The organism is Campylobacter helveticus (genome assembly GCF_002080395.1).
GTDB classification, from domain to species: Bacteria; Campylobacterota; Campylobacteria; order Campylobacterales; family Campylobacteraceae; genus Campylobacter_D; species Campylobacter_D helveticus.
In genome coordinates this window covers 248253-271995 of the sequence record NZ_CP020478.1, presented here as the reverse complement: position 1 = coordinate 271995, position 23743 = coordinate 248253, and the positions used below count along the sequence as shown (strand labels likewise).

26 protein-coding genes are annotated in these 23743 nt (G+C 35.8%); 6 read left to right on the top strand and 20 right to left on the bottom strand.

The window, feature by feature from the left end; translation table 11 throughout:
* Positions 1–29 precede the first annotated feature (29 nt).
* Together folE and fliI are read left to right on the top strand one after the other, a co-directional pair.
* A complete protein-coding gene (folE, locus tag CHELV3228_RS01510) occupies positions 30–602 on the top strand; it encodes a GTP cyclohydrolase I FolE (RefSeq protein WP_115588784.1) in 573 nt (190 codons plus the stop codon).
* Positions 602–1954, top strand: a complete 1353-nt coding sequence (fliI, locus tag CHELV3228_RS01505) for a flagellar protein export ATPase FliI (RefSeq protein ID WP_082199221.1) — start codon at positions 602–604, stop codon at positions 1952–1954. Before folE ends, fliI begins: the two co-directional genes overlap by 1 nt.
* Here the strand turns inward: fliI and CHELV3228_RS01500 are convergent.
* Positions 1951–2904 (bottom strand): cation diffusion facilitator family transporter, encoded by a 954-nt coding sequence (locus CHELV3228_RS01500; RefSeq protein ID WP_082199220.1) that lies wholly within the window; start codon positions 2902–2904, stop codon positions 1951–1953. The genes fliI and CHELV3228_RS01500 overlap by 4 nt on opposite strands.
* A 20-nt stretch (positions 2905–2924) precedes the next feature.
* Positions 2925–3362: a Sua5 YciO YrdC YwlC family protein gene (locus CHELV3228_RS01495; protein WP_082199219.1), complete on the bottom strand. Its 438-nt coding sequence runs from the start codon at positions 3360–3362 to the stop codon at positions 2925–2927.
* Between the two features lie 137 nt (positions 3363–3499).
* Between CHELV3228_RS01495 and CHELV3228_RS01490 the strand changes: the two genes are divergently transcribed.
* Both CHELV3228_RS01490 and CHELV3228_RS01485 read left to right on the top strand, forming a co-directional pair.
* Entirely contained in the window at positions 3500–4084 is a 585-nt protein-coding gene (locus CHELV3228_RS01490; RefSeq protein ID WP_082199218.1) for a DUF4879 domain-containing protein, read from the top strand.
* Positions 4085–4095: 11 nt separating this feature from the next.
* Positions 4096–4608 carry a hypothetical protein gene (locus tag CHELV3228_RS01485; RefSeq protein WP_082199217.1) on the top strand — a complete coding sequence of 171 codons (513 nt, stop codon included), beginning with the start codon at positions 4096–4098 and terminating at the stop codon, positions 4606–4608.
* Here the strand turns inward: CHELV3228_RS01485 and dcuC are convergent.
* The 13 genes from dcuC to CHELV3228_RS01420 all read right to left on the bottom strand — a co-directional run bounded on the left by dcuC (position 4605) and on the right by CHELV3228_RS01420 (position 16167).
* Positions 4605–6038, bottom strand: coding sequence for a C4-dicarboxylate transporter DcuC (dcuC, locus tag CHELV3228_RS01480; protein WP_082199216.1), 1434 nt, complete (start codon positions 6036–6038; stop codon positions 4605–4607). The genes CHELV3228_RS01485 and dcuC overlap by 4 nt on opposite strands.
* Before the next feature lie 79 nt (positions 6039–6117).
* Positions 6118–6618 carry a flagellar FLiS export co-chaperone gene (locus CHELV3228_RS01475; RefSeq protein ID WP_082199215.1) on the bottom strand — a complete coding sequence of 167 codons (501 nt, stop codon included), beginning with the start codon at positions 6616–6618 and terminating at the stop codon, positions 6118–6120.
* A gap of 48 nt (positions 6619–6666) precedes the next feature.
* Entirely contained in the window at positions 6667–7245 is a 579-nt protein-coding gene (locus tag CHELV3228_RS01470; protein ID WP_115588745.1) for an ABC-type transport auxiliary lipoprotein family protein, read from the bottom strand.
* On the bottom strand, positions 7245–8132 hold the full coding sequence (locus CHELV3228_RS01465) for an MlaD family protein (protein WP_082199213.1): 888 nt from the start codon (positions 8130–8132) through the stop codon (positions 7245–7247). Before CHELV3228_RS01465 ends, CHELV3228_RS01470 begins: the two co-directional genes overlap by 1 nt.
* Positions 8133–8134: 2 nt before the next feature.
* Positions 8135–8857, bottom strand: a complete 723-nt coding sequence (locus tag CHELV3228_RS01460) for an ABC transporter ATP-binding protein (RefSeq protein ID WP_082199212.1) — start codon at positions 8855–8857, stop codon at positions 8135–8137.
* Positions 8857–9963, bottom strand: a complete 1107-nt coding sequence (locus CHELV3228_RS01455) for an ABC transporter permease (protein ID WP_082199211.1) — start codon at positions 9961–9963, stop codon at positions 8857–8859. Before CHELV3228_RS01455 ends, CHELV3228_RS01460 begins: the two co-directional genes overlap by 1 nt.
* A 3-nt stretch (positions 9964–9966) precedes the next feature.
* Complete coding sequence (gene tkt, locus CHELV3228_RS01450; protein ID WP_082199210.1) at positions 9967–11853, bottom strand: transketolase; 1887 nt, start codon at positions 11851–11853, stop codon at positions 9967–9969.
* 9 nt (positions 11854–11862) lie between these two features.
* Positions 11863–12702 carry a polyprenyl synthetase family protein gene (locus tag CHELV3228_RS01445; protein ID WP_234981011.1) on the bottom strand — a complete coding sequence of 280 codons (840 nt, stop codon included), beginning with the start codon at positions 12700–12702 and terminating at the stop codon, positions 11863–11865.
* Positions 12699–13787 (bottom strand): DUF7488 domain-containing protein, encoded by a 1089-nt coding sequence (locus tag CHELV3228_RS01440; RefSeq protein WP_082199209.1) that lies wholly within the window; start codon positions 13785–13787, stop codon positions 12699–12701. Before CHELV3228_RS01440 ends, CHELV3228_RS01445 begins: the two co-directional genes overlap by 4 nt.
* Positions 13784–14095, bottom strand: a complete 312-nt coding sequence (locus CHELV3228_RS01435; protein ID WP_082199208.1) for a YbaB/EbfC family nucleoid-associated protein — start codon at positions 14093–14095, stop codon at positions 13784–13786. The genes CHELV3228_RS01440 and CHELV3228_RS01435 overlap by 4 nt, the downstream gene beginning before the upstream one ends.
* On the bottom strand, positions 14096–15382 hold the full coding sequence (locus CHELV3228_RS01430; protein ID WP_082199207.1) for a UDP-N-acetylmuramoyl-L-alanyl-D-glutamate--2,6-diaminopimelate ligase: 1287 nt from the start codon (positions 15380–15382) through the stop codon (positions 14096–14098).
* A complete protein-coding gene (locus tag CHELV3228_RS01425) occupies positions 15363–15908 on the bottom strand; it encodes a histidine kinase (protein WP_082199206.1) in 546 nt (181 codons plus the stop codon). The genes CHELV3228_RS01430 and CHELV3228_RS01425 overlap by 20 nt, the downstream gene beginning before the upstream one ends.
* Entirely contained in the window at positions 15895–16167 is a 273-nt protein-coding gene (locus tag CHELV3228_RS01420; RefSeq protein WP_082199205.1) for a NifU family protein, read from the bottom strand. Before CHELV3228_RS01420 ends, CHELV3228_RS01425 begins: the two co-directional genes overlap by 14 nt.
* 153 nt (positions 16168–16320) lie before the next feature.
* On the opposite strand from CHELV3228_RS01420, the gene CHELV3228_RS01415 reads away from it, so the two are divergent.
* Positions 16321–18075: a DUF262 domain-containing protein gene (locus CHELV3228_RS01415; RefSeq protein WP_082199204.1), complete on the top strand. Its 1755-nt coding sequence runs from the start codon at positions 16321–16323 to the stop codon at positions 18073–18075.
* On the top strand, positions 18075–19265 hold the full coding sequence (locus tag CHELV3228_RS01410; protein WP_082199203.1) for a multidrug effflux MFS transporter: 1191 nt from the start codon (positions 18075–18077) through the stop codon (positions 19263–19265). The genes CHELV3228_RS01415 and CHELV3228_RS01410 overlap by 1 nt, the downstream gene beginning before the upstream one ends.
* Here CHELV3228_RS01410 and rimP read toward each other — a convergent pair whose 3' ends face one another.
* From rimP to thrB, 5 genes are read right to left on the bottom strand one after another with little or no spacing between them, the layout of a single operon-like run.
* The gene (rimP, locus tag CHELV3228_RS01405) at positions 19266–19682 is read right to left on the bottom strand and encodes a ribosome maturation factor RimP (protein ID WP_082199202.1); all 417 of its coding nucleotides are present in this window, start codon (positions 19680–19682) and stop codon (positions 19266–19268) included.
* Positions 19672–20028, bottom strand: coding sequence for a 30S ribosome-binding factor RbfA (rbfA, locus tag CHELV3228_RS01400; RefSeq protein WP_082199201.1), 357 nt, complete (start codon positions 20026–20028; stop codon positions 19672–19674). Before rbfA ends, rimP begins: the two co-directional genes overlap by 11 nt.
* The gene (gene infB / locus CHELV3228_RS01395; protein ID WP_082199200.1) at positions 20025–22592 is read right to left on the bottom strand and encodes a translation initiation factor IF-2; all 2568 of its coding nucleotides are present in this window, start codon (positions 22590–22592) and stop codon (positions 20025–20027) included. The genes rbfA and infB overlap by 4 nt, the downstream gene beginning before the upstream one ends.
* Positions 22579–22863, bottom strand: a complete 285-nt coding sequence (locus CHELV3228_RS01390) for a DUF448 domain-containing protein (RefSeq protein WP_082199199.1) — start codon at positions 22861–22863, stop codon at positions 22579–22581. The genes infB and CHELV3228_RS01390 overlap by 14 nt, the downstream gene beginning before the upstream one ends.
* Positions 22857–23735, bottom strand: coding sequence for a homoserine kinase (thrB, locus tag CHELV3228_RS01385; protein ID WP_082199198.1), 879 nt, complete (start codon positions 23733–23735; stop codon positions 22857–22859). The genes CHELV3228_RS01390 and thrB overlap by 7 nt, the downstream gene beginning before the upstream one ends.
* Between the last annotated feature and the right edge of the window lie 8 nt (positions 23736–23743).

The window sequence follows — 23743 nt, the reverse complement described above, 5'->3', positions numbered from 1 at the left end:
TTAAGAAATTATGAATTATGGAGAGAATTTTGCAAGAAAAATTTGAAAAATGCGTTGAAAATATGCTTGAAATCATAGGAGAAAATCCTAAACGAGAAGGACTTTTAAAAACTCCCACAAGGGTTTTTAAATCTTACGAATTTTTAACAAGTGGTTACAAACAAGATGTAAAAGAAATTTTAAATGACGCACTTTTTGATAGCTCGAATAATGAAATGGTTTTGGTTAGGGATATAGAATTTTATAGCCTTTGCGAGCATCATCTTTTGCCATTTTTTGGACGCGCGCACATTGCTTACATTCCAGATAAAAAAGTCGTTGGACTTTCTAAAATTCCACGACTTGTAGAGGTTTTTGCAAGACGCCTTCAAATCCAAGAACAACTCACCGAGCAAATCGCCGAAGCTTTAATGCAAAATGTCGGTGCAAAGGGCGTTGGAGTCGTGCTTGAAGCAAGACATTTGTGCGTTGAAATGCGTGGAGTGCAAAAGGCAAATTCCACAACCTCCACTTCAGCGCTTAGAGGACTTTTTCTCAAAAACGAAAAGACAAGGGAAGAATTCTTTTCTCTTATCAATTCTCCAAAACAAGTTAGGTTTTAATGAGCTTAGAAAAACTGAGAAAAAAGCTAAAAAATGAAAATTTAAATTCCGTTTTTGGAGAAATTACAAAAATTTCTGCCACAAATATAGAGATAGAAGGGCTTAAAACAGGTGTTGGCGACATCGTTAAGCTTATTTCAAACGAAAATGAAAATTTGCAAACCCTAGCTATGGTTGTGGAGGTAAAAGCACAATTTAGCTATCTTAGCCCCTTTTCTTTCATCGAGGGTTTTAAAATAGGCGATAGAGCTTTTTTAAGCGATGCAGGAATGCAAATAGGCGTAAGTGATGAGCTTTTGGGGCGTGTGGTTGATCCTTTTATGAAACCAAAAGACGGCAAAGGGGCTATTGAAATTAGTAAATTTATGCCAATTATGAGAGCGCCCATTGATGCGATGAAAAGGGGATTGATTGAGGAAATTTTTCCTACGGGTGTTAAGACGATTGACGGACTTTTAACTTGTGGTGTAGGACAAAAGCTTGGGATTTTTGCAGGTAGTGGCGTGGGAAAATCTACATTGATGGGTATGATAGTCAAAAATTCAAAAGCACAAATTAAAGTCATCGCTCTCATCGGCGAAAGAGGTCGCGAAATCCCAGAATTTATACAAAAAAATCTCGGTGGTAAATTAGACGACACTGTCATCATAGTCGCAACAAGCGATGATAGTGCATTAATGCGTAAATATGGTGCTTTTTGTGCGATGAGTGTTGCGGAATATTTTAAAGAGCAGGGTAAAGATGTGCTTTTTATAATGGACAGCGTTACGCGTTTTGCTATGGCACAAAGAGAAATAGGCTTAGCTCTTGGTGAGCCTCCCACGACAAAGGGTTATCCGCCAAGCGTGCTAAGCCTTTTACCCCAACTAATGGAACGCACAGGAAAAGAAGAGGGAAAGGGGACGATAACGGCATTTTTTACCGTGCTAGTGGATGGCGATGATATGAGCGACCCCATCGCAGACCAAAGTCGCTCCATACTAGATGGGCACATCGTGCTAAGTAGAGAATTAACTGACTTTGGAATTTATCCTCCCATTAATATCCAAAATTCCGCCTCTAGGGTAATGAACGACATCATAAGCGAAACACATAAAAATGATGCAAGAAAATTTAAACGCCTCAACTCACTTTTGAAAGAAAACGAGGTCTTGCTTCGCATAGGGGCATATCAAAAAGGAAGCGATAAAGAGCTTGATGAAGCTATCTTTAAAAAAGAATTAATGCAAAAATTCCTTAGCCAAACTCCAGAAGAAAGCGTGGAATTTAGTGCAACTTTAGAACTTTTGAGTCAAATTAACGCTCCCATTGCACCCATAAGCACCGCCACTTTACCTAATCCAAACAGCTAAAGCCATTTCTTATCCGCAGTAAAACTCACAGAAAGCCAAATTTTATAACTTGGAATTTCAAGTGCTTTTTCTATGCGTTCTCTTATGCTATCAAATTCACTTAAGGTTTTCACTTGGAAATTTTTTTGCATTAAGATATTGACTTCGACCATATAAAATCTGCCAGATTTTGCCACATGCGTGTCATAATCACTAAAGCCAAATTCCACGCTTAAATCCTCCATAATCCTCGTAACTTTCTCATCAAGCTCCAAAGGTGCAACCATAATCAAATCTTTAAAATTTCCCACAGCGATACGCAAAGGCGTAAAAATAAGCATTAAAGAAAGTAAAGCCAAAAGGGCTGGGTCTATATAAAAAGCAAAGTGTTTTTGCCACTCAAATTCCCAAAAAGAAAACAGCCAAATCGCCCCAAAAGCCACCAAAGCACCAAGGTATAAAACGCAGTCTATCCTCCACTCGGCATTATCGACACGGATTAAATCGGAACCTAAGCGTTTGGTATAAAAATGGGTATAAGCAAAAAGCACAGCACAAAAGATAAAAACACACACGCTATAAACCACGGCACCACCCAAAGCCACCTCATAGCCTCCATTTAATAAACTATGCAAAGCATTAATAAAAGCATAAATGCACACAAACACAAGGATTAAGGATTTAAAAAGATTCACCATAGGCTCAAAACGCCCATAGCCGTATTGAAAAATTTCATCATCTTCTTTATAAATATAACGCGAGGTTAGCACACTCAAAGCCCCAAGCCCCACACTCACAAGAGCAACGAAGCCGTCAAACACCACAGCCATAGACTTTACCCAAATTCCAAAAGCGATACCAAAAATAGCCAAAATCAAAGCACTATACATAGACACTTTAAGAACAAATTGCTCTTTTTGGTTAATTTTCCTAAAATCTTGTATTTGTTTATCTCTCACGCTTTTGGTCATTTGATGCCTTTTTGTTTATTTTAACGCATTTTGTGTTTTTTAGTGCGAGAAAGCTTAAAAATTTTAGAAGCTCTCGCTTCGTGCAAATTTTTATCTACAATTTTAATTTTGTGTTTTTTTGCCAAAAAAAGAGCATAATCAAGCTTAAAAGGCTTTTTATGTGCGTTCGCAGAGCTTGAATAAAACCAACCGTGTTTTTCTAAAAATTTCGCGTGTTTGCCATCTTTAACAACCCTAAGTGCTTTTTGATTAGGATAGATAAAAGTCGTTTTTTTCGCTCTTCTTACTAAATTTTTAAATTTTCTTGGCACTCTTGCGAAGTTTAGAAGTGTGGAAAATTCCGCCATTGTGATAAGACAAGATGTGTGCAATGGACGATTTTTAAGCTTGTTTAATGAGGCCTTATTTTTGCTTAGAAAACCAGCTGTTGTGTCCGTTTGACAAAGATAAATTTTCATACCCACATCTTAACAAATTAACGCAAATAATTATTTTAAATCTATTTTCTAATTATTTTCATTTGGAACAAAATTTGCTTATTTTATTTAAGCGATAATAGTTTAGAAGGCAAGAAAAACTATTGAAAGGATTAAAGATGGCAAACAAAGCTCTTTCTTTAATGGTTGCAGGTTTTTTAAGTTGCTCTTTAGCTTATGCAAATTCTTTAACTGAGGGTAAAGAAAAAATTACGCGTAATGGCGTGAGTGTTTATTTAGAGCCAAATTCTAAAGACAAGCAAAGGATTCTTAACGGAGAATTTGACAAAACTTTAGAAAAGATGAAAAAGGCTTTCAAAGTAAATTCCAAAGCTTCAAAAGCTCCAGCTCCTCCTGTTTCTTATGTTACTATTGGAGAAATACAATCGCAAAAGGGAGGCTATGAAACAATAGCAGATGGGCAAACAATAACTAAATACGACCACGGCGGTAGTCCATTTTTAGTTGCAACAGGAGTTATAGGCTATGGTGGAAATAGTAGCGTGGATACAGCTACTTTTGGCGGAAGTAAGGTTAATTATATTGATTATAAAGGTCTTGATTTTGACGGAGACAAAATCATCGATGGTTGGTTGGAAATTTGGGACTTAACAAGCGCTCCAAATGAAAGCGGTATGTTTATCTATACCTCAAAATCAATCAATCCCGGTCCTACTTTAAGCACAAGTATCCAAATTCAGTAAAGGAGGCAAAGATGCAAGTTACTAATACAAACTCTAAAGAAGCATACAAGCTTTCTTATGAAAGCTCTATAAAAGAGCAAGAGGGATTTGCTGAAATTTTAGAGCAAGAACAAAAAAAGCAAATTGAATTTGAAGATATAGATAATATGGAAGAATTAAGCGAATTTATGTGGAATAAACGCTTAAATGCCACCACAGAAGAAGAGGCTAGAAAATATGAATATATGATGCTTCATATTTGGACCGTAAAATTCGGGGTAGCAATGGGCGAAGCGATGAAAAAGCAGGGCATTACTTGCCCTCAAGATATGGATATAGAGCTTTTTAAACAAGCTAGGCAGGAAGTTTCTTTCAATGAGGAGCATTTTAAAGACTATCTTTTAAGTGGCATTAGGCTGCTAGAAACTCCAGGTTGCATAGTGCAAGGACAAGGTGGCACAAGACCGGAAACTCCAGCGGAATTTAAGACTAATCTTAATGCAACGGCAAATTTATTAAAAGCTGTGCTAAAAGAAGCGGATTAAATCCGCTTTTCAATTTTTGCTTCATTTTGCGGTGGATTAGCCTTTGCTAGATAAAAAGAAACGCTGATATTCACAAGCATAGCGATGAGTAAAAGCGGTGCGGTGCGTTTGATAATGTCCATAGGAGAAACCTTAGCAAACCCCGCCAAAGCGATAATCCCACCCGCAATAGGTGAAGCAGCCCGTCCTAAACAAGAGGCAATTTCTATCGGTAAAACGAGCGTAATGGGAGCAATGCCTAGCCTTGTAGCAATATCAGGAGCTAACCTGCCAAAAGCATTAAAAGCAGCTATCCCACTTCCCATAATAATAGTAAAACCATAAACCAAGAAGCTAAGAGCCACAATGCTAACTAGCACAGCGATACTAGCAAATTCTCCCTCTTTACCCAAAGCACTTACCGCATCTGCTAAAATCCCAACCCCACCTAAAGCCTTAATGCCCTCCGCAAAAACACCTGCTGCGATGATAATGCTGACTACACTGACAAAAATTTCTGCCATAGCTTTTAGGATAACAACCATATCTTCACCGAGTTTTTTAGCGTCTTTGTGTCTTGCAAATTCCACAATAAAAACTAAAGCAATGCTAACAAAATTCGCCGTTACAACATCAAGCTTTATATTTAGAAAATACGCCGAAAATAAAAATACCACAGGAAGCCAAGGAAAAAGTATGTAAAATGTTGGACATTTTGGATTAATAATTTCTGGGGTTTCTACCTCATCACACAACACGCCCTTAACTTTGTCCTTTTTATCAACCCAAGCAAAATAAAAAGGAATTAAAAGAGCTATAAGTGCCACATAAGCTAAAACGACCCAAAGTTGGTAATCTAAAAAAAGCCCCACGACATTATCTTTTTGCCCTACCATATCAGCCATATTAATGGAATTTCCATCTTTTGGTCCATAATCAAGAGCGATTAAAGAAAGCACACAAACGGCTGTAATGGGACGAATTTTAAGAGCGATTAACACAGGATAGATACAAGCCAAAAGCAAAAGTAAAAGTCCTGCATAGCTTGAAATCACTATCTTAAGAGCCATACCCACGACAAAAGTGCCACTTAGAATAAGATATTTATTTTTAATCTTTCCAAGAGGTTTATTAGCCAAAAAGGCAAGTTTTGCCGAAGCGTTAATGTGCTTCATATACGCAGCAAATCCGGCCACGCTCATAATGATAAGTCCCACTCCCGCAAGCTGCGTTTTAAAAGTCGCTGTGATAAAAGCAAAACTATCAAGAACCACATCTAAAAAGCTTAAAGCCTCCCTCGCTGGAGCCTTTGGAATAGGCACACCAAAATAATAAAATGCAAAGATTAAAATAATCATACCTGAAAATAAAAAGGTGAAAATGGGATTATATTTTTTAAGGATATAATACGCCACAACCACCACAGCAAAGAGGGTTGAAAATATAGCCATAAAGCGTCCTTTGTAAAAATTTAGGATAATTTTAACAAAAAAAAAAAAAATAAAATAAATCCCTAATCAGTATTAGGGATTATTGAAAAAGTTTTTTAAAGTCCGCCTTAGAATCAAACATAGAAGGAGTATTTAAATTTGCCCCCATTAAAATAGCACTGCTAAGCTCACTCAAATTTGCCTTTATCTCTTCTCTTTTATCCTCGATATAAGCTAAAACGCCCTCATATCCACCCTTATCAAGCACTAAAAGAGGATTTGAAATTTCAAATTCAAAAAGCTTTTGCCCAACATAAACATTAAAAATATTATCAAAAAGCCCCGTTCCCATAAAAGAGCAATGATTCACAAGCTGAGAAGATGCAGCGTCTAAAGTGCGTTTTTGCACCTCATCAGTGCTTTCTTGCATTCTCTGCGTGATATTATTTTGAATTTTTTTAAGACTTAAATCTAAAACCTGCAAAGCACCGATAAAATCATTTGCATCGTTAATTTGAGAACAAAGCTGCTTTGCCTTAAATTCGCCTACGCCCTCAACCTCGCCCAAATGTTGCTTTAAAACATCTAATTCATTTTTCATTTGCTTCCTTTCAAATATTGCTTGCACTATCAAAAGCAAAAAGTGTTCCTATTTTAATTGCTCACTAAGCCACAAGATAATATCATCACAAAGCTCATTTAAACCCTTTTCAAAACCAAGAACCAAAGTGCTAATTTGTGAATTTTCAAGCTCAATAAACTTTTCAAAATGCCTGTTTGCAAGAATTTTTTGCTCTTTTACATCAAAAAGTGTTACGCTAAAACCAAGTTTAGCAAAGCTCCCCTCTTTTGTCATCACTTGCTCAAAAGACTCAATGCGACTTTGCAAAGCCAAATCAACCCTAGTAAAAGTGCTTTTTTCCACAACGGCACTAAAAAGTGTGCTTTTTTCTAACTTATCTAAAAGCACAAAACGATAAAAATTGCTCGGTAAATCCGCCCAAAAATGATAAGCATACGCACGACTTAATCCATCTTCTACATAAAGAATTTCTTTAGAATTCAAATATAATGGCGTTTTGGGCTTTACGATTTGAAGCGTTTTTTGCGATTGCTGATGATTTTTTTCATAGCCATAGCTTTTTAAAATCAAGCTTTGCTCCTTATCCACAGAAACACCCGCACATCCGCTTAGCAAAAAAGCAAATAAAACATATAAAATTCGCATTATCTCTCTCCCGGTCCTAATTTTGGCTTACTTTCCTTAAAGATTAAATCAGACGGACTTTTTTGCAAATTTTTAAGTGCCCTATTACTCTCTAAAAGCCAAAGTTTAAGAAGCTCTAAATTTTCTACAAAAGAATCGCGAAGCTCGTCATAAGTGTCGATTTTCCTCGCACTTTTTTCCATTAAATTTGTAAAAGCCCTGCTACTCTCATCGACATTTTGCAAAGTTTTTCTTAGCTCTTTTGCACTGATTTGCACCTCTTTTGCCATTGCGGCGACATTTTGACTTGCTTGGTTTAAATTCGCACTTAAAGCCTTAGAATTTGCATTTAAATTTTCACTTAACTGCGCTAAATTTTTAAGCAAAAGCTCGATATTTTCCAAATTTTCATCACTTAAAAGCTTTTTACTTTTGTCATCGGCTGTTTTTATAAGAGAAAAAATTCTCTCCCCCTGCCTATCGATGGTCGCTAAAAAGCTTTCTCTAAAAGCGATAACAGGATAACCTTTCTCGCTGGTGAGCTTTTTAGAATCCGTACTTCCCCCTTGAAGCTGGATAAATTTAAGTCCAGTAATGCCTTGAAGCTGCAAAGTGGCAAAAGTGTCTTCTTTAATAGGTGTTCCCTTTTTAACCTTAATGAGTATATTAACCCCTAAATTTTGCTTCGCATAAATGCTGATGTTTTCCACACTTCCAACCTCCACTCCCAAAAGCCTCACAGGTGCTTTAAGTCCAAGCCCAGCAACTGATTCTTGCGTGTGAATTTCATAATACTCAAAGCTCTCTTCTTCAGAATAATCCCCCAACCACAACATAAAAATAAGACTTGCGAAAAACACGCCAAAAACAAAAATTCCAACCCAAAAATAACTCGCCCTATTTTCCACTTTTACTCCATAAATCTTTTAAAAAGTCTTTCATTTTGCACCTTTAAATCCTCAAAAGTGCCATAAAACCCAACCTTTTTATCTTCTAAAATGATAAATTTATCTAAAATATTTTTCATACTTTCTTTATCGTGCGTTACTAAAATAATATTTAAATCAAAACTTTGCTTAAGTTTTAATATCAAATCGTCAAATTCGCGTGAGCTATAAGGGTCAAGCCCAGAAGTAGGCTCATCTAAAAAAAGCAAACGGCTATCAAGTGCCAACGCTCTAGCAATCGCCACTCTTTTTTGCATACCCCCGCTTAACTCACTTGGATACTGCTTTAAAACACTATCATTTAAACCCACCATTTTAAGCTTCATCATTACAAGTTCTCTCACTGCTTCATCGTCTAACTTTGTATATTCTTTAAGTGGGATAGCGATATTTTCAAACACGGAAAAAAAACTAAATAAAGCCGCAAACTGAAAGACAACACCCCATTTTGAACGCAAAATTTGCGCGTTTTCTTCGCTAATATTTCTAAGCTTAAAACCTAAAATTTCATACTCTCCACCATCAAAATGCTCAAGCAAAAGCATTTGCTTTAAAAGCACAGATTTACCACTACCGCTCCCCCCCAAAATGCCAAAAATCTCATTTTCCCCCACTTCAAAACTTACGCCATTGTGGATACACTTAGAGCCAAACTTAGTGATGATATTTTGCGCTCTAATAATCATCATACGCCCATTTGCGTTAAAATAATGGAAAATAAAGCATCAAAAGCTATGACCCAAAATATCGCATTTACCACGCTTTTAGTCGTATAAATTCCTATGCTTTGAGTCGTGTGCTTGACCTCAAGTCCTCTAAAACAAGCGATTAAGCCGATTAAAAAACCAAAAATGGGCGCTTTTACCAAGCCTATGATGATGTGCTTCACATCAACAGCCTCTTTAAAGCGGCGTAAAAACTCAGCAAAATTAATATCCAAACTTAGCTGTGCTACAACCATACCCCCCAAAATGCTAATAAAATCACTCACAGCCACAATCAAAGGCATAGCCACAATCAAAGCCGTAACGCGTGGGATAATAATGAAATTAAAAGTTGAAAAACCCATAGTATTCATTGCTGCGATTTCATCTGTTATTTTCATCACGCCAATTTGTGCAGTATAAGAACTTGCACTTCTTCCCGCTATCACAATAGCCGCTATCAAGGGCGCTAATTCCCTAGTTGCCGAAATTCCTACCAAATCTACAATGAAAATATTTGCTCCAAATTGCGCGAGTTGAAAAGCGGCTTGATAAGCTAAAACAACACCCACCAATAAAGCCGTTAAAATCACAATGGGTAAAGCCTTAAAAGCTGAATTTTCGATATGATACAAAAAAGCGATAAAACGAAAATCTTTTGGTCTTTTCAAACACACAAAGAACGCACTAAAAAATGCCCCAACAAAACAAATAAATTTTCTTAAAATCACAAGCAATTCAAAGCTTAATTTTCCCAAACTAACAAAAGTTTCCGTCATATCAAAGCGTTTTTCTTTCTCTTTTAAAATCCTTTGATAATTTTTTTCGCATAATGCAAATAAAGCATCAAATTTCGCATCTAAACGCACCCGTTGGCTCATCACACCCTTTTTTCTCAGCTCATATTCTAAAGCTAAAAAAAATCTAACTCCAGCCATATCGATAAATTCTAAACTCACAAAATCTAAAATACACTGCTTTTCAAATTTATTTACAAAATCATTAATTTTAAAACCAGCCACACTTTTTTTATCCCAAATTCCCGCAATAAAAAGCGTATGATTTTGAATTTGAAAGAGTGTTTTCATCTTTTAAATTTGACGCAAAAAAGCACAAAGTTTTGCTACGCTAAAGCCGAAATAATCAAATACATCTTTATCCTTACCACTCTCGCCAAAGCTATCAAGTGTATAAAGCGCATCGCAGAATTGATAAAGCTCTTTAGAATTTGCCGCCTCAACGCCCACAACTTTACCTTTTAAAAGTCTTTCTTTATAAGCTTTATCTTGTTTTTCAAAAAGCTCATAACAAGGCATAGAAATGACATTACACGAAATTCCACTTTTTTCAAGCTCTAAAGCTGTATCCAAGCAAAGGCTCACTTCACTCCCACTTGCTAAAAGGGTAAATTTGGCGTCCTTATTTTCTCTAAGTAAATACGCCCCATTTTCCACATCGCCAAAAATAGGCTCACTCAAAGCTTTAAGTTTTTGGCGTGAGAGTATAAATGCACTTGGAAATTCGCTTTTTAAGGCGATTTGCCACGCCTTAACATTTTCTACCCCATCCGCCGGTCTAAAAGTTAAGAAATTTGGCATAGCCCTAAAAGTGCTAAGCTGCTCTATAGGCTGGTGCGTAGGACCATCTTCGCCCACGCCTATGCTATCGTGAGTGAAGATGAAAAAATGCTTAATTTTCATCAAAGCAGCAATCCTAGCCGCTGGCTTTAAATATTCGCTAAAAATGAAAAAAGTCGCCGAAAAAGGCAAGAAAATTCCATACCTTGCAAAGGCGTTATTTATCGCTGCCATAGCGTGTTCTCTAATACCAAAATGGATATTTTTACCCTCTACAAAATCACCCATTTCTTTAAGTTCTGTTTTATTTGACGGAGCTAAATCCGCACTTCCACCTAAAAATCCCTCTAAATTCGCGGCTAAAACATTTAAAATTTCGCCATTACTATCTCTCGTGGCTAAATCCTTGCCCTTGAAATTAGGAAATTCGATTTTAGAAAAATCAGGATTTAAAAGTTTTTTAAGAAGCTCTTTTTTGCCCGAATTTTCTAAAATTTTATTCCATTTTGCTTCCGCTAAATCCCCAAGCTCCACCGCACTTAAAAAACGAATTTTCACATCTTCATCTATCGCAAAATACGCATTTTCATCGAAGCCACATTTTGCTTTTGCTCTTTTTATCAAGTCCTCTCCCAAAGGTGCGCCGTGGCTATGATGACTTCCCTCAAGCTCTAAAGCACCTTTTGCTATGGTCGTTTTAGCGATAATGAGATAAGGCTTAGAGCTTTTTTTAGCTCGATTGAGCACGGCGTCAATCATCTCAAAATGATGCCCATCAATTTGCTCCACTTCAAAGCCTTGTGCCTCAAAACGCTTGATAATATCTTCATTAAAAGCGATATTAACATCACCCTCAATAGAAATGTTATTACTATCGTAAATTAAAATAAGATTATTTAGTTTATGAAGTCCAGCCAAAGAACAAGCCTCATAAGAAATGCCTTCTTGCAAATCCCCATCGCCACACAAACAATAAATTTTATGATTAATCAGCTCACTACCTAGCAAATTTTCCGCCTTTTTTGCCGCCATAGCAAAACCTACAGCATTAGCCACGCCCTGTCCTAAAGGACCTGTGGCAATTTCAACACCCGGCGTTGAAATTTCAGGGTGTCCTGGGGTTTTAGAGTGAAGCCTACGAAAATTCTTTAAATCCTCTAAACTTAAATCATAACCACTTAAATGCAAAAAACTATAAAGCAAAGCCGAAGCGTGTCCGCCTGAAAAAACAAGTCTATCGCGGTTAAGCCAAGTAGGATTTTTAGGATTATGACTTAAATGTCTGCTTAAAACAACCATAATATCCGCTAAACCCAAAGGCGCTCCAGGGTGTCCCGAATTTGCTTTTTGTATCATATCTGCACTTAAAAATCTTAAAGTATTTGCCTGTTTTTCTAACATCTCTTTCCTTTATAAATATTCTTTCACTAAAATTTGCAATTTCTCGCAAAAATCCTTTTCCAAATTCTCAAATTGACACTCTTTTAAAAGGGTATTTTTGCATTCCTTTGCTTTTTCAAGCCCTAATAAATTTACAAAAGAATTTTTGTGCGTATCATTGCATGTTGGTTTTCCACTCTGCTCTGCACTTAAAGTCGCATCGATAATGTCATCGTTGATTTGAAAAATTAAACCAAGCTTTAAACCAAGCTCATAAATCCCAGCTGTTTTATCCTCGTCTAACTCACAAATTTGACAGCCCATTTTTAAACTCGCAGCTATAAGCTTAGCTGTTTTATGCGTATGTAAAAATTCCAACTCTTTTAAACTAAGCTTTTTATCTTCAAAATAACAATCAATCGCCTGTCCTATAATCATACCATTTAACCCCGCATTAAAGGCAAGAGTTTCGATAAGCTTAAGGCAAATCGAAGTGGGTAAATTAAGCCTACTTAAAAGCAAAAATGCTTCCGTGTTTAAAGCATCCCCAACTAAAATCGCCGTTGTCTCATCATAACTTTTATGCAAAGTCGGCGTAGCTCTTCTAAAATCAGCATTATCCATAGCGGGCAAATCATCGTGAATTAAAGAATAAGTATGGATAAGCTCTAAAGCCAAAGCAGCATCAAAAGCTTGAGTTAAAAGCTCTTTTTTATAAACACTCACTACGCTTAAAAGAAGTTGTGCGCGAAAATGTTTCCCCCCAGCCTTTAACATCACCGCTAAGGCTTCGTTAAAAAAGGGATGAAAACTTGAAACTTGAGGTAGATTACGCATTAAATGCTTATGAAATTCCTCCCTCAAATTCACTTCACAAGCCTTATGAAAAAGTGAAATTTCCCATCACTTTTTTTTGATAAATCAAGATTGTTTTCAAAATTATATAAAGGTAATTTTTTATCTAGTCTTTCTATGAGTATGTTAAAATCGTTGCCTTTCGCTAAAATATCCTGTAGCTGTTTGAAATTTTTTATCACCTCGTTATTAACACGCAAAATTTTATCCCCCACCATAAAACCAGCCCTACTTGCCTTTGAAGAAGAATCAACCCTCGTAACAATCAAGGAAGAATTGACACTCAAGCCAAGATTGCTTCTAAAACTTGTTGGAGCTGGTTTTGGTTTATTACTTGGCAGATTAAAATGGCTAATGTCCTTTTCAAAAACAATGCTAGAAATATTCAAATCATGATTATCTCTAATCACACCAAAATAAATCGTGCTTCCCCTATCTGCAAAAAGGATTCTTTCATTAACTTTTCTCACATCACGCACAGGCACACCATCGATACTTACAAGCTCATCATTAATTAAAAATTGTGCATTTTTGCGGACATTGCCAACATAAATTTTATTTTCTCTAACGACAAAATCCACCCCTATATCACCCCAATACACATCGTTATATTTCATAAAATGTTTAAGGTAACGGTTCCCTATAAAAGAGCCGTTGTTTAGGGCGATGCCAAGCATATTACAGCAAGGCTCTCCTAAAATTCCTACTTTGGTTTGGAAATCAAGCTGGTCTCTTTCATCAATGTTTTGAGCAAGGTATTTTATATGTCCTATATAAGGCTTATTTGGGTCCCAAATGCCTACCCAATCATTACGCGTTAGCTTCTCCTCATCTGCCATAGGCGTAGGGATAAGTGAAAAAGGTGTTCTCACAAGATATAAATTTAAAAATGGGTCATATTTTACATATTGATTTAATTTTGCGTTAGGCGTTTTTAAAACGGCAAGTAAATTCTCACTTAAAGCAAAAGCTTGCATCCCCTCATAATTTAACATACTCGCCTTATTTCTCTCATACCCAGCAGCAAAGTCTTCAAATTTAGGTCTTTCAATAGCCCACATAAAAGAAAACAAAACACAAAAAGCTAATAAAAATCTCATATCTTAAACCCTCCTAAACCGCCAAGCATATCACTTGCGATACTATTTTTATTTTGCGCAACCATAGCCAAAACATCATTAATCGCAGCAATGAGTAGAATTTGCAACGATTCCTTATCCTCAAGTAAAGAATCATCGATATTCACATCAATAATCTCACCTTTACCATTTGCACTTACTTTCACAAGTCCCGCACCACTTTTGGCACTAAATTCTTTTTTATCAAGCTCAAGCTCCATAGCCTTTGCTTTTTCTTGCACCTGAGTTAAAAGCTCACCCATTTTGGAAAAATCTATATTTTCAAACATCTATTTTCCTTGATTTTTATAAAAATTCAACACAATTTCCTTATCACTAAAAGGATATTTTACACCCTTAATCTCTTGATAAGTCTCATCGCCCTTGCCAAGTATAACGACTAAATCGTCTTCTTTTTTTAATTCTAAAGCCTTATAAATGGCAAGCTCACGATTTTCTATCATTAAAGGTGCATTTTTATCCTCAAAACCTTGCAAAATTTCTTGCATAATGCTTTGTGGGTTTTCACTTCTAGGATTATCACTTGTAATGATAGCATTTTTTGCATAATGCGAAACCATTTTCCCCATCAAAGCTCTTTTGCTTCTATCTCTATCACCACCCGCACCAAAAACAACAATCAAATTTTTATTTTTTAAACTATCAAGCACCTTTTCAATGCCATCTGGTGTGTGAGCAAAATCAACTATCACGCCCTCAACTATCTTTTCAACCCTACCACAAACTCCACCAAAACCACTAATGGCATTTTCTAAAGCCTCTAAATTTGGCTTAACAAGCTCATTGACACAAGCACTTGCAGCAAGAAGATTATAAAGATTAAAAAGTCCTAAAAGATTTGATTCTATATGAAAGCTTTGATTTTTAAAGGCGACAAGAGCATTAATTTCATTTTCCAAAGCATAAGCTTTAACTTGATAAAAAGCGGAATTTTCTATTCCATAAGTGTAGGCATTTTTGACATTAAATTTGATATTAAAAGCGTCTTTGTTGATAAATTTTAAACTTTCATCTGTAAAAAAACTTTCTTTTGCTTCTTTATAATTTTCAAAAGAGCCGTGAAAATCTAAATGGTCTTGCGTTAAATTTGTAAAAATCTTTGCCGCAAATTTCAAGCCTTCAATGCGGTCTTGCACCAAAGCGTGAGAGCTTACCTCCATCACGAAAAATTCACACCCAGCCAAGGTTGCTTTTTGTAAATATTCTAAAGTTTTTAAAATCGGCGAAGTGGTTAAAGATTTCCCATCGATTTGCTCATCATTGATAAACGCCCCTCGCGTCCCACAAAGCCCACACTTAAAACCCAAATCAAGTAAAATAGAATAAATCGCCGCTGCGGTTGTTGTTTTGCCATTTGTGCCTGTAATGCCTACAATCTTAATATTTTCATCAATACCCAAAAGCTTCTTACACTCTGCTACCTTGATGATTTTCGCACCACTTTTTCTAGCCTCATCTTCAAATTTGACATTTTGCGCACTACTTACAAAATAACAATCTTTCTCGCATTCATTTGAATTATCCGTTATAAAGCTTTCATTTAGTTTTATCTTCACTTTTAAACCCTCTCAATTGTTTTTGCAATTTTACAAAATTTTCATTATCCCAAAAGTGCGGAAAAATGTCCTCCATATAATCTAAAGCAGCTTCTTTATAGCCATTTTTGCATAAATTTTCTAAAAAATCTAAAAAATCTTTTTTATCATCGATAACGAGTTTGGTGTTAAAAATAATATTTTCAAAACTTTTCTTAAAACCCACCCTTTTAACACTTTCTAAAAAATCTTTATAATTTAACGCATAGCCGTCTTCAAGCTCTTCTTTTAAATCTGCCTTAAACATCACTAAAGCCAAAATACTCTCAAATTCTTTTTGCACTTTTTTGCTTTTAGCGTATTTGAGATAAAATTCAAGTAAAGCTTTAGCTTCTTGCGCTTTTTTAAGTCCAAATTCACAAAGGCTTATTAAATTAAGCAAATGTTCCTCTTTTTTCTTTTCGTAAGCTAGGGCAAGATAAATTCTTGCATTTTCAAAATCCCCTGTTTTTAAATATTTTAATGCGATTTTTTTATAATCTTGCAAATTCCTCTGCCCCACCTTCTAAATTGACTATGCTTATTTCAGGATGAATGTCAATTTTAAGCTGTCTTTCAAGAGAATATTTAAGCGTGATTCCACTTGATGCACACCCTTTGCAAGCACCGATTAAATGCACATAAACCACGCCCCCTTTCACGCCCAAAAACTCAAGCCCACCCCCATCTCTTTCTAAAATCGGTAAAGATTTTTCCAAACTTTTTTTAACAGGAACTACTAATTCCTCGTCACTAAAAGGCATCATTTTAAACCCTAATTTCGTTTTTTAAACTTTAACGAATTTGTATTAAGATAAAGTAAATCCACACTTTTCAAACAAACTTCTCATAAAACAATTTTAAATCTTCTTTTGTTAGAATTTATAATAAAGATTATAAGACAATTCAAAGGAGCAAAAATGGCAGAATTAAGAGCAGAAACAAATTCGGTTTTAAACTATCTATCTAAAAACCGCTTTTTAATCCCTATGTATCAAAGAAATTATGTTTGGGGCGAAGATGAATGTGAGCAACTTTGGGACGATATTTATCATTTTTATAAAAACAAAGAAGAAGATGATAGGTATTTTTTAGGCTCTATGGTCATTTATGAAGAAGATAAATTGCAAAACATCATAGACGGACAGCAACGCACCACTACACTTTTACTGCTTATCCGTGCGATTTATGAAAAAGCTAAAAATCAAGAAAAAGGAGAAGTGGCAAAGTTAAAGGATAATTTGGCAGATTGCTTATGGGATACGCACAGACGCACAGGGGAAATTTTTTACGACAAAACACATTTAAAAAGCGAAGTTGCCACAGCTAAGGACAATGAAAAATTAAGTAAGCTTTTCGAAGAAAAAATTGAGATAGACGAAAAAGACAAAAAGCTTTCTTTGTATGAAAAAAATTATCTTTATTTTCAAAGAAAGATTGATAATCTGGCTTTAAATGAGCCAACAGAGTGGCTTGGATTTTGTGAATGTTTGCTTTATGACTGCGTAATTTTACCCATAGAATGCGGCGAAAGAGATAAGGCTTTAAGAATTTTTAACACTCTAAATAACCGCGGCATTTCCTTAAGCACGGCGGACATTTTAAAAGGTATGATTTACGCAAGTAAAAAAGAAGATGAAAAAACCGAATTTGCAAAAGAATGGCAAAATTTAGAAAGTTTGCTTCAAGATTCTGCTTATCTTAAAAAAGAAGATATAGGCTTTTTGTTTGAGCAATATGAGCATATCATTAGAGCTTTACACGGGGAATTAGACACCGTTATCCCTACCACTCTTGATTTTTGGACTAAAAAAGGTAAGCTAAATTCTAAGAAGAAAAATGTCAATTTTGCAGCAAATGAGGACTTGCTCACCCAAAAAGAAAGTTTTGAATTTGTTAAAAAACTAGGCGATTTTTGGGCAAATCCTTATGATTATCTAAGCGATAAAGGTAAAAAATATTTTGCCATTTTAAGCATTTTTCCTAATAGATTATGGAAAATAGTCGTCTCTATGTGTTTTTACGAAGCGCATAAAAACAAAGAGAGCTTAAAAGAGCTTTTTGATGAAGTCTTACCTCAAATATCTGCTTACTGTGCGCTTGGTTTATTTTATGGTAAAGGCGGTGGAGCGGGGCTATTTTGGGGCTTTATGAAGGCTAATGTGAATTTAAGAGATAAAAAAAGAAGAAAAATTTTTGAAAAATCCTTAAATTTACCCGTTTTAAAAATGCCAAGTTTGGAAAATTTTATCAATTTTTCTAAAAATACTATCCCTAAAAATATGCGTTATATCCTTGCACTTTATGCTTTAATCTACGATGAGAAACAAATTTTTGAGTGGAATAGTAATAAAAAAAATTTTAGTCTCACAAAGCTAGAAATCGAACACATTTTGCCAAGAAAATGGCAGGATAATTATTATCAGCTTGATGAAGATGAGATAAAAGAGCTGATTGAGCAAATCGGTAATAAAATTCTTATAGAAAAAAAGCTTAACATCAGTGCTTCAAATGACTTTTTTGCCAAGAAAAAAGAGCATTACAAAACTTCATTTTGCACGGAGGTCAAAGAGCTTTCAAAAAGTGCTAAAAAAGAGTGGTATAAAAAAGAAATCGATGAGAGAAACAAGCAAATTTATAATAACTTTGGTGAATTTTTTAGCGAGATCTTTTAATGCAAAAACATACAAAAATAAAGGGTTTCGCTAAATTTAGACTCATTGTCATATTAGCTCTAATGTCAAGCATCGCACCACTTTCTACGGATATGTATTTACCAGCACTTTCGCAAGTTAAACAAAGCTTTGAAACGAGTGAGTTTTTAACCCAACTTTCTATTGCAAGTTTTTTTATCGCCTTTGCTTTGGGACAGCTCATTTATGGACCTTTAAGTGATGTTTTTGGGCGTAAAATTCCTGCTCTTGTTGGAATTTTTCTTTTTATGCTTTCTAGCCTTTTTTGCGTGATAATTGATAATATCTATATTTTCATAGCCTTGCGTTTCTTTGAGGCTTTGGGAGGGTGTGCTGGAGTTGTCATTGCTAGAGCTATTGTTAATGATTTATTTGAACTAAAAGAAGCGGCGAGTATTTTTGCACTGATGATGGTTTTTAGCGCTCTTGCACCTATGCTATCGCCTTCTCTTGGAGGCTTTTTGATTGAGTATTTTTCTTGGCATAGCATTTTTGCTACGCTTTTTGGACTTGGAATTTTGCTTTTTTTGCTTATTCTTTTTGCACTTAAAGAATCCGCCCCTCATCTTAAAAGGCAAAAATTCTCCCACAAAGAAACCTTAAAAAGCTATCATTTCGTCCTTAAGGATAAGCCCTTTGTCCTTTATGTGTCTTGTGCGGCTTTAGTTTTAGCGGCAATGTTTGCTTACATCACGGGTTCAAGCTTCGTTTTCATTAGCTTTTTTGGCTTAAGCGAAAAAGATTTTGGCTTACTTTTTGGCATTAATGCCTTAGGCTTTATCATCTTTGCAAATATCAATGCAAAAATTGTCAAAAAAATAGATAGTGAAAAAATTCTATTCTATGCTCTTATTTTAATGCTTATCTCAACTCTTATTTTATTTTTCAATGCCTTAATTAAACCAAATTTTTGGCTTTTTGAAATCAGTATTTTTACAAGTATAGCCCTACTCGGCTTCATCGCTCCCAACACCACAACACTAGCAATGGCGCGTTTTAAGGACCATAGTGGAACGGCTTCTGCTGTGCTTGGAACAAGTCAATTTGCTTTAGCTGGGGCGATTTCTTTTATCGTAAGTGCAGTTGGTGCAAACACGCCTACAATTTTAGCTTTAGTGATGCTTATTTGTGTCGCGTGTGCAAATGGGCTTTATTTTGCGATGAAGAGATAATCACCACTCTATAAAGGTTTTTGCCTTTTTAATTTGATTAAATTTAATGCAAATTTCACCCTCTTCATCTTGTAAAAATATATCCTCCCCCTCAACCTTCACAAGCTTTCCTTGAAAATTTTCTTTTTTATTTGTGCTAATTTTAACCTTTTCGCCTACGCTTTTTTGAAAATGCTCCAAAGTGTTTAATTTTCTCTCAAGTCCTGCGGAAGACACTTCTAAAAAATACTCCCCACTAACAGGCGGCTCCACATCAAAAATTGGGGAAAGAATTTCACTTAGTCTAGCACAATCTTCCAAACTTACCCCGCCCTCTTTCATAATATACACACGGTAAATTTTTTTACCATTTTCACTCACTAATTCTTTATCATAAAGACTAACCCCAGCTTCCCCACATAAGGCTTCAAGATTCATCATTTTTCCTTTTTATCTTTTCAAAAAGTGCGTCCATATGATTTTGATATTCTAATCTATCATCAAATTTAAAGTGAAAATTTGGACATCTATACCAGCCTTGCTCCCCCATACAATAATTTTGCAAAGCTCTAGAGGCTTTTTTAAGTGTATTTAAAATTCTTTCTTGCTCGTGAGTGTTGAAAAACATCTTATCCAAATATACAAAAGCATCGTAACGCCCTTTTCTACACTCCACATCAACAACACAAAGATTTTTCAAATTTTCATCATCTAAATGTGCTAAAGCTTCTGGAATAAGCTCTTTTAAAATGCTTTCAGTGCGAAGCTTTTTTATCTCGCTCATAAACTCACTCTTTGCTCAACTTCTTTATAGCTTTCGATGTAATCGCCCACACGCATATCATCACAGCCTTCTATCCCAACGCCACATTCATAACCCTTAGCGACCTCTTTCACATCGTCTTTAAAACGCTTAAGTGAGCTGACATTACCCTCAAAAACAACCACACCATCACGAATTAGTCGAATTTTCGCACCCCTATTTATCACACCTTCGCTTACCATACAACCTGCAATTTGCCCTATTTTTGGCACAGAAATCACTTGTCTAATCTCAGCTTGTCCAAGCTGCTCTTCAGAAATTATAGGACTCATCATACCACCAAGCAGGGCTTTTACATCATCAAGCAAATTATAAATGACATTATAAGTTTTAATCTCCACGCCCTTATCTTTCGCTTTTTCTTTAATCTCACCTGTTGGGCGTATGTTAAAACCAAGCACGATAGAATCCTCACTCGCGCTGGCTAATTCTATATCGCTTTGCGTGATACCACCGACACCACTATGGATAATATTAACCTTAATTTCATCATTTCTAAGCTTTTCCAAACTTGCTTTTATCGCCTCTAATGAGCCTTGTACATCAGCTTTTAAAATAACAGGTAAAGCTTTTAAATTCCCCTCTTTAATCTTAGCTCCAAGCTCATCAATGCTAACTTTAGTGGATTTGCTAAGTTCTTTTTGGCGGTTGTATTCGTGGCGTTTGTTTGCATATTCCTTTGCTTCTTTGTCGCTTTTAACCGCGATGAGAATTTCACCCGCTTCAGCCACTTCACTAAGTCCTACTATCACACCGCATTCACCCGGTTTAATTTCCTTTAAAGCCCTACCTTTATCATCGCTCATAGCCCTTACTTTACCATAAGCCACACCAGCAACTATAGTGCTTCCAACCTTTAGCGTTCCATTTTGCACGATAATAGTTGCCACAGCCCCACGACCCTTTTGCACGGAGCTTTCTATCACGCTAGCCTTAGCTAAGGTTTTAGAATTTGCCTTAAGCTCCAAAAGATCTGCTTGTAAAAGCACAATCTCAAGTAAATCTTCTATCCCCGTGCCAGCCTTAGCTGATACAGGCACAAATTCATAGCTTCCACCCCACTCTACAGGCATAATTTCCATTTCAGCAAGTTGGGTTTTAACCATATCAGGATTTGCATTTTCTTTATCCATTTTATTAATCGCTATGATTATAGGCACATTAGCCGCTTTAGCGTGATTAATCGCTTCTTTGGTTTGAGGCTTAACCCCATCATCAGCCGCTACGACTATGATGACAATGTCCGTGATGCTCGCTCCTCTTGCACGCATTGCCGTGAAAGCTTCGTGTCCGGGAGTGTCGATAAAGGTGATTTTACGCCCATTTTTTTCCACCATATAAGCACCGACATGCTGCGTGATTCCTCCAGCCTCGCCACTTACCACACGCGAATTTCTTATATAATCTAAAAGTGAAGTTTTACCGTGATCGACATGTCCCATAATGGTAATTACAGGTGCTCTAGGCTCCAAACTCTCTTCATCTCCCATATCATAGTCTTTCACATAATCAAACTCGCTCACCTCATCGATAATCTTAATTTCAATCCCAAATTCTTCTGCTAGAATTTCGATCGCTGTCTCGTCTAAAAAGTCATTTTTAGTCGTCATCATACCAAGCATAAAAAGCTTAGAAATAATTTCGCTCGTATTTTTGCCTAATTTATCTGCAAATTCATACACGCGAATTTCTTTAGGAATTTCCAAACTCGTAATTGCCTCACTTTCCTTTTTCTCCACTCTTTTTGGCGGCTTTTTGCGACTTCTTCTTTGTATGCCAACTTCGCCAAAATTAATAGAATTATTTTGGCGTAAAAAATTAGGCGGTTTTTTAATAGTATTTTGCACTACCTCTTTTTCTTTCACGCTAAAATCAGGTAAAACAACCTCATCTTCATCATCTAAAGAAATATCACCAAAATCTTGACTTTCTAAAAAGTCCATCTTTTCAACATTTTCCTTCTTTGTGGCAGCAAAAGCTTTTTTCTCTTTTTTCTTTTTCTTTAAATTTTCATCAGCATTAGAAAAAATCATAGACAAACTAGGACGCTCAGCTACAGAAGCACTAGGCTTTACTTCTTCTTTCTTAGCCTCTTGCTCTTCATCTTTTTTCTTCTTGACTATCACAAGCCCACGCCTTTTAGCTAAAGTCGCACTCGCTAAACTTTGCGGCTCATTTTTTTCTTCTTTTAATTCTTGCTTAATCTCATTTGAGAGCAAAATTTCTTCTTTAGCTTGCTCTTTGCTCTCTTCCTTTTTTACCTCTTTTTTCGCTTTAACTTCTTTTGGCTTTGCTTCTTTTTTAACTTCTTTCTTGGGACTTTTGCTTGATTTCTTTTCCTCTTTCTTGAAAATTGCAGGGATAGTTTTAGTTTGGATATACTCATAAATTCCAGCCGCAACCTCGGCCTCCACAGCATTTGAAGCGGATTTTATATCAAGTCCTAGCTCATTAGCTTTTTCTATCACTTCCTTACTTGAATAGCCCACTTCGTTTGCGATTTCATAAATTCTAACTTTTGTCATTAAAAATTCTCTCCTTTAAATCCTGCTGTGATGTTTTTATCATATTTTTACAAGCCCTAGAAAGTACTTTTTGCCATTTATGATTTTCCTTTAAGATACACGCTTCACACAAATAAACACTACGACCACACTTTGCATAAATACAAAGCTCATTATCTTCAACTCTAAAGCGATATAGGGTATTTTGCTTGAAACGATTTTTGCATAGCACACACATTCTAATAGGCGTATGCATTCTTGAAATTATACTTTTTTTTGTATTTTTTAGCAAATTTTAAAGCCCTCATTGTCAAATTCTACGCACACCACACGAGAGGCTGAAAATTTTTGTGCCATTTTTTTAGCCAAATTTTCCGCATCATCTCTAAAGGCAAGAGAAAAAAAGCTCGAACCAGAACCTGAAAGTGTGCTCATCAACGCCTTATTTTCAAGAGCAAATTTCTGCACTTCAAAAAGTTCGGGTAGGGTTTGCATCCTCTTAAATTCGTGCAATTTATCCTGACTTGCTAGTTTTAATAAATCATATTTTTTTTCCAAAAAACAAGCCGTTAAGAAAGTAGAATGAGAAAGATTAAAAACGCAATCTTTCAAGCTAAAATTTGCACTCAAAGCTTTTCTGCTTTGCTCGGTATTCATCGCGACATTAGGGATAAGTAGCACAGCCTTTAAAGCACTATCAAGCTCTTTTTTAATGCTAAAAACCTTATCATTTTCTACCACAGAGCAGACAAAACCTCCAAGCGTAGCAGGGGCGATATTATCAGGGTGATTTTCATATTTTAAAGCCTCATTTAGCACCCGTTCTTTTTCCACCTTAAAACCACTCATAAAATAAGCAGCCCCAATCGCCCCAACAATCACAGCAGAAGAGCTGCCAAGCCCTCTTGAAAGGGGGATATTATTTTCAAAAATGAAGCGAAAATTTTCTTTTTTACCACTTAATTTTTCATAAATTTCATTAAAAATTCGCACGAAAGCATTATTTTTTTTCAAAAAAACATTTTCACTGCCCTCGCCACTAATGCTAATACTAGTAAAATTTGCCTTTTCAATCACCACTTCGTTAAAAAGCTTAAGGCTTAAACCCAAACAATCAAAACCAGGACCTAAATTCGCACTCGTAGCTGGAACTAAAATTTTCAAAATTTATC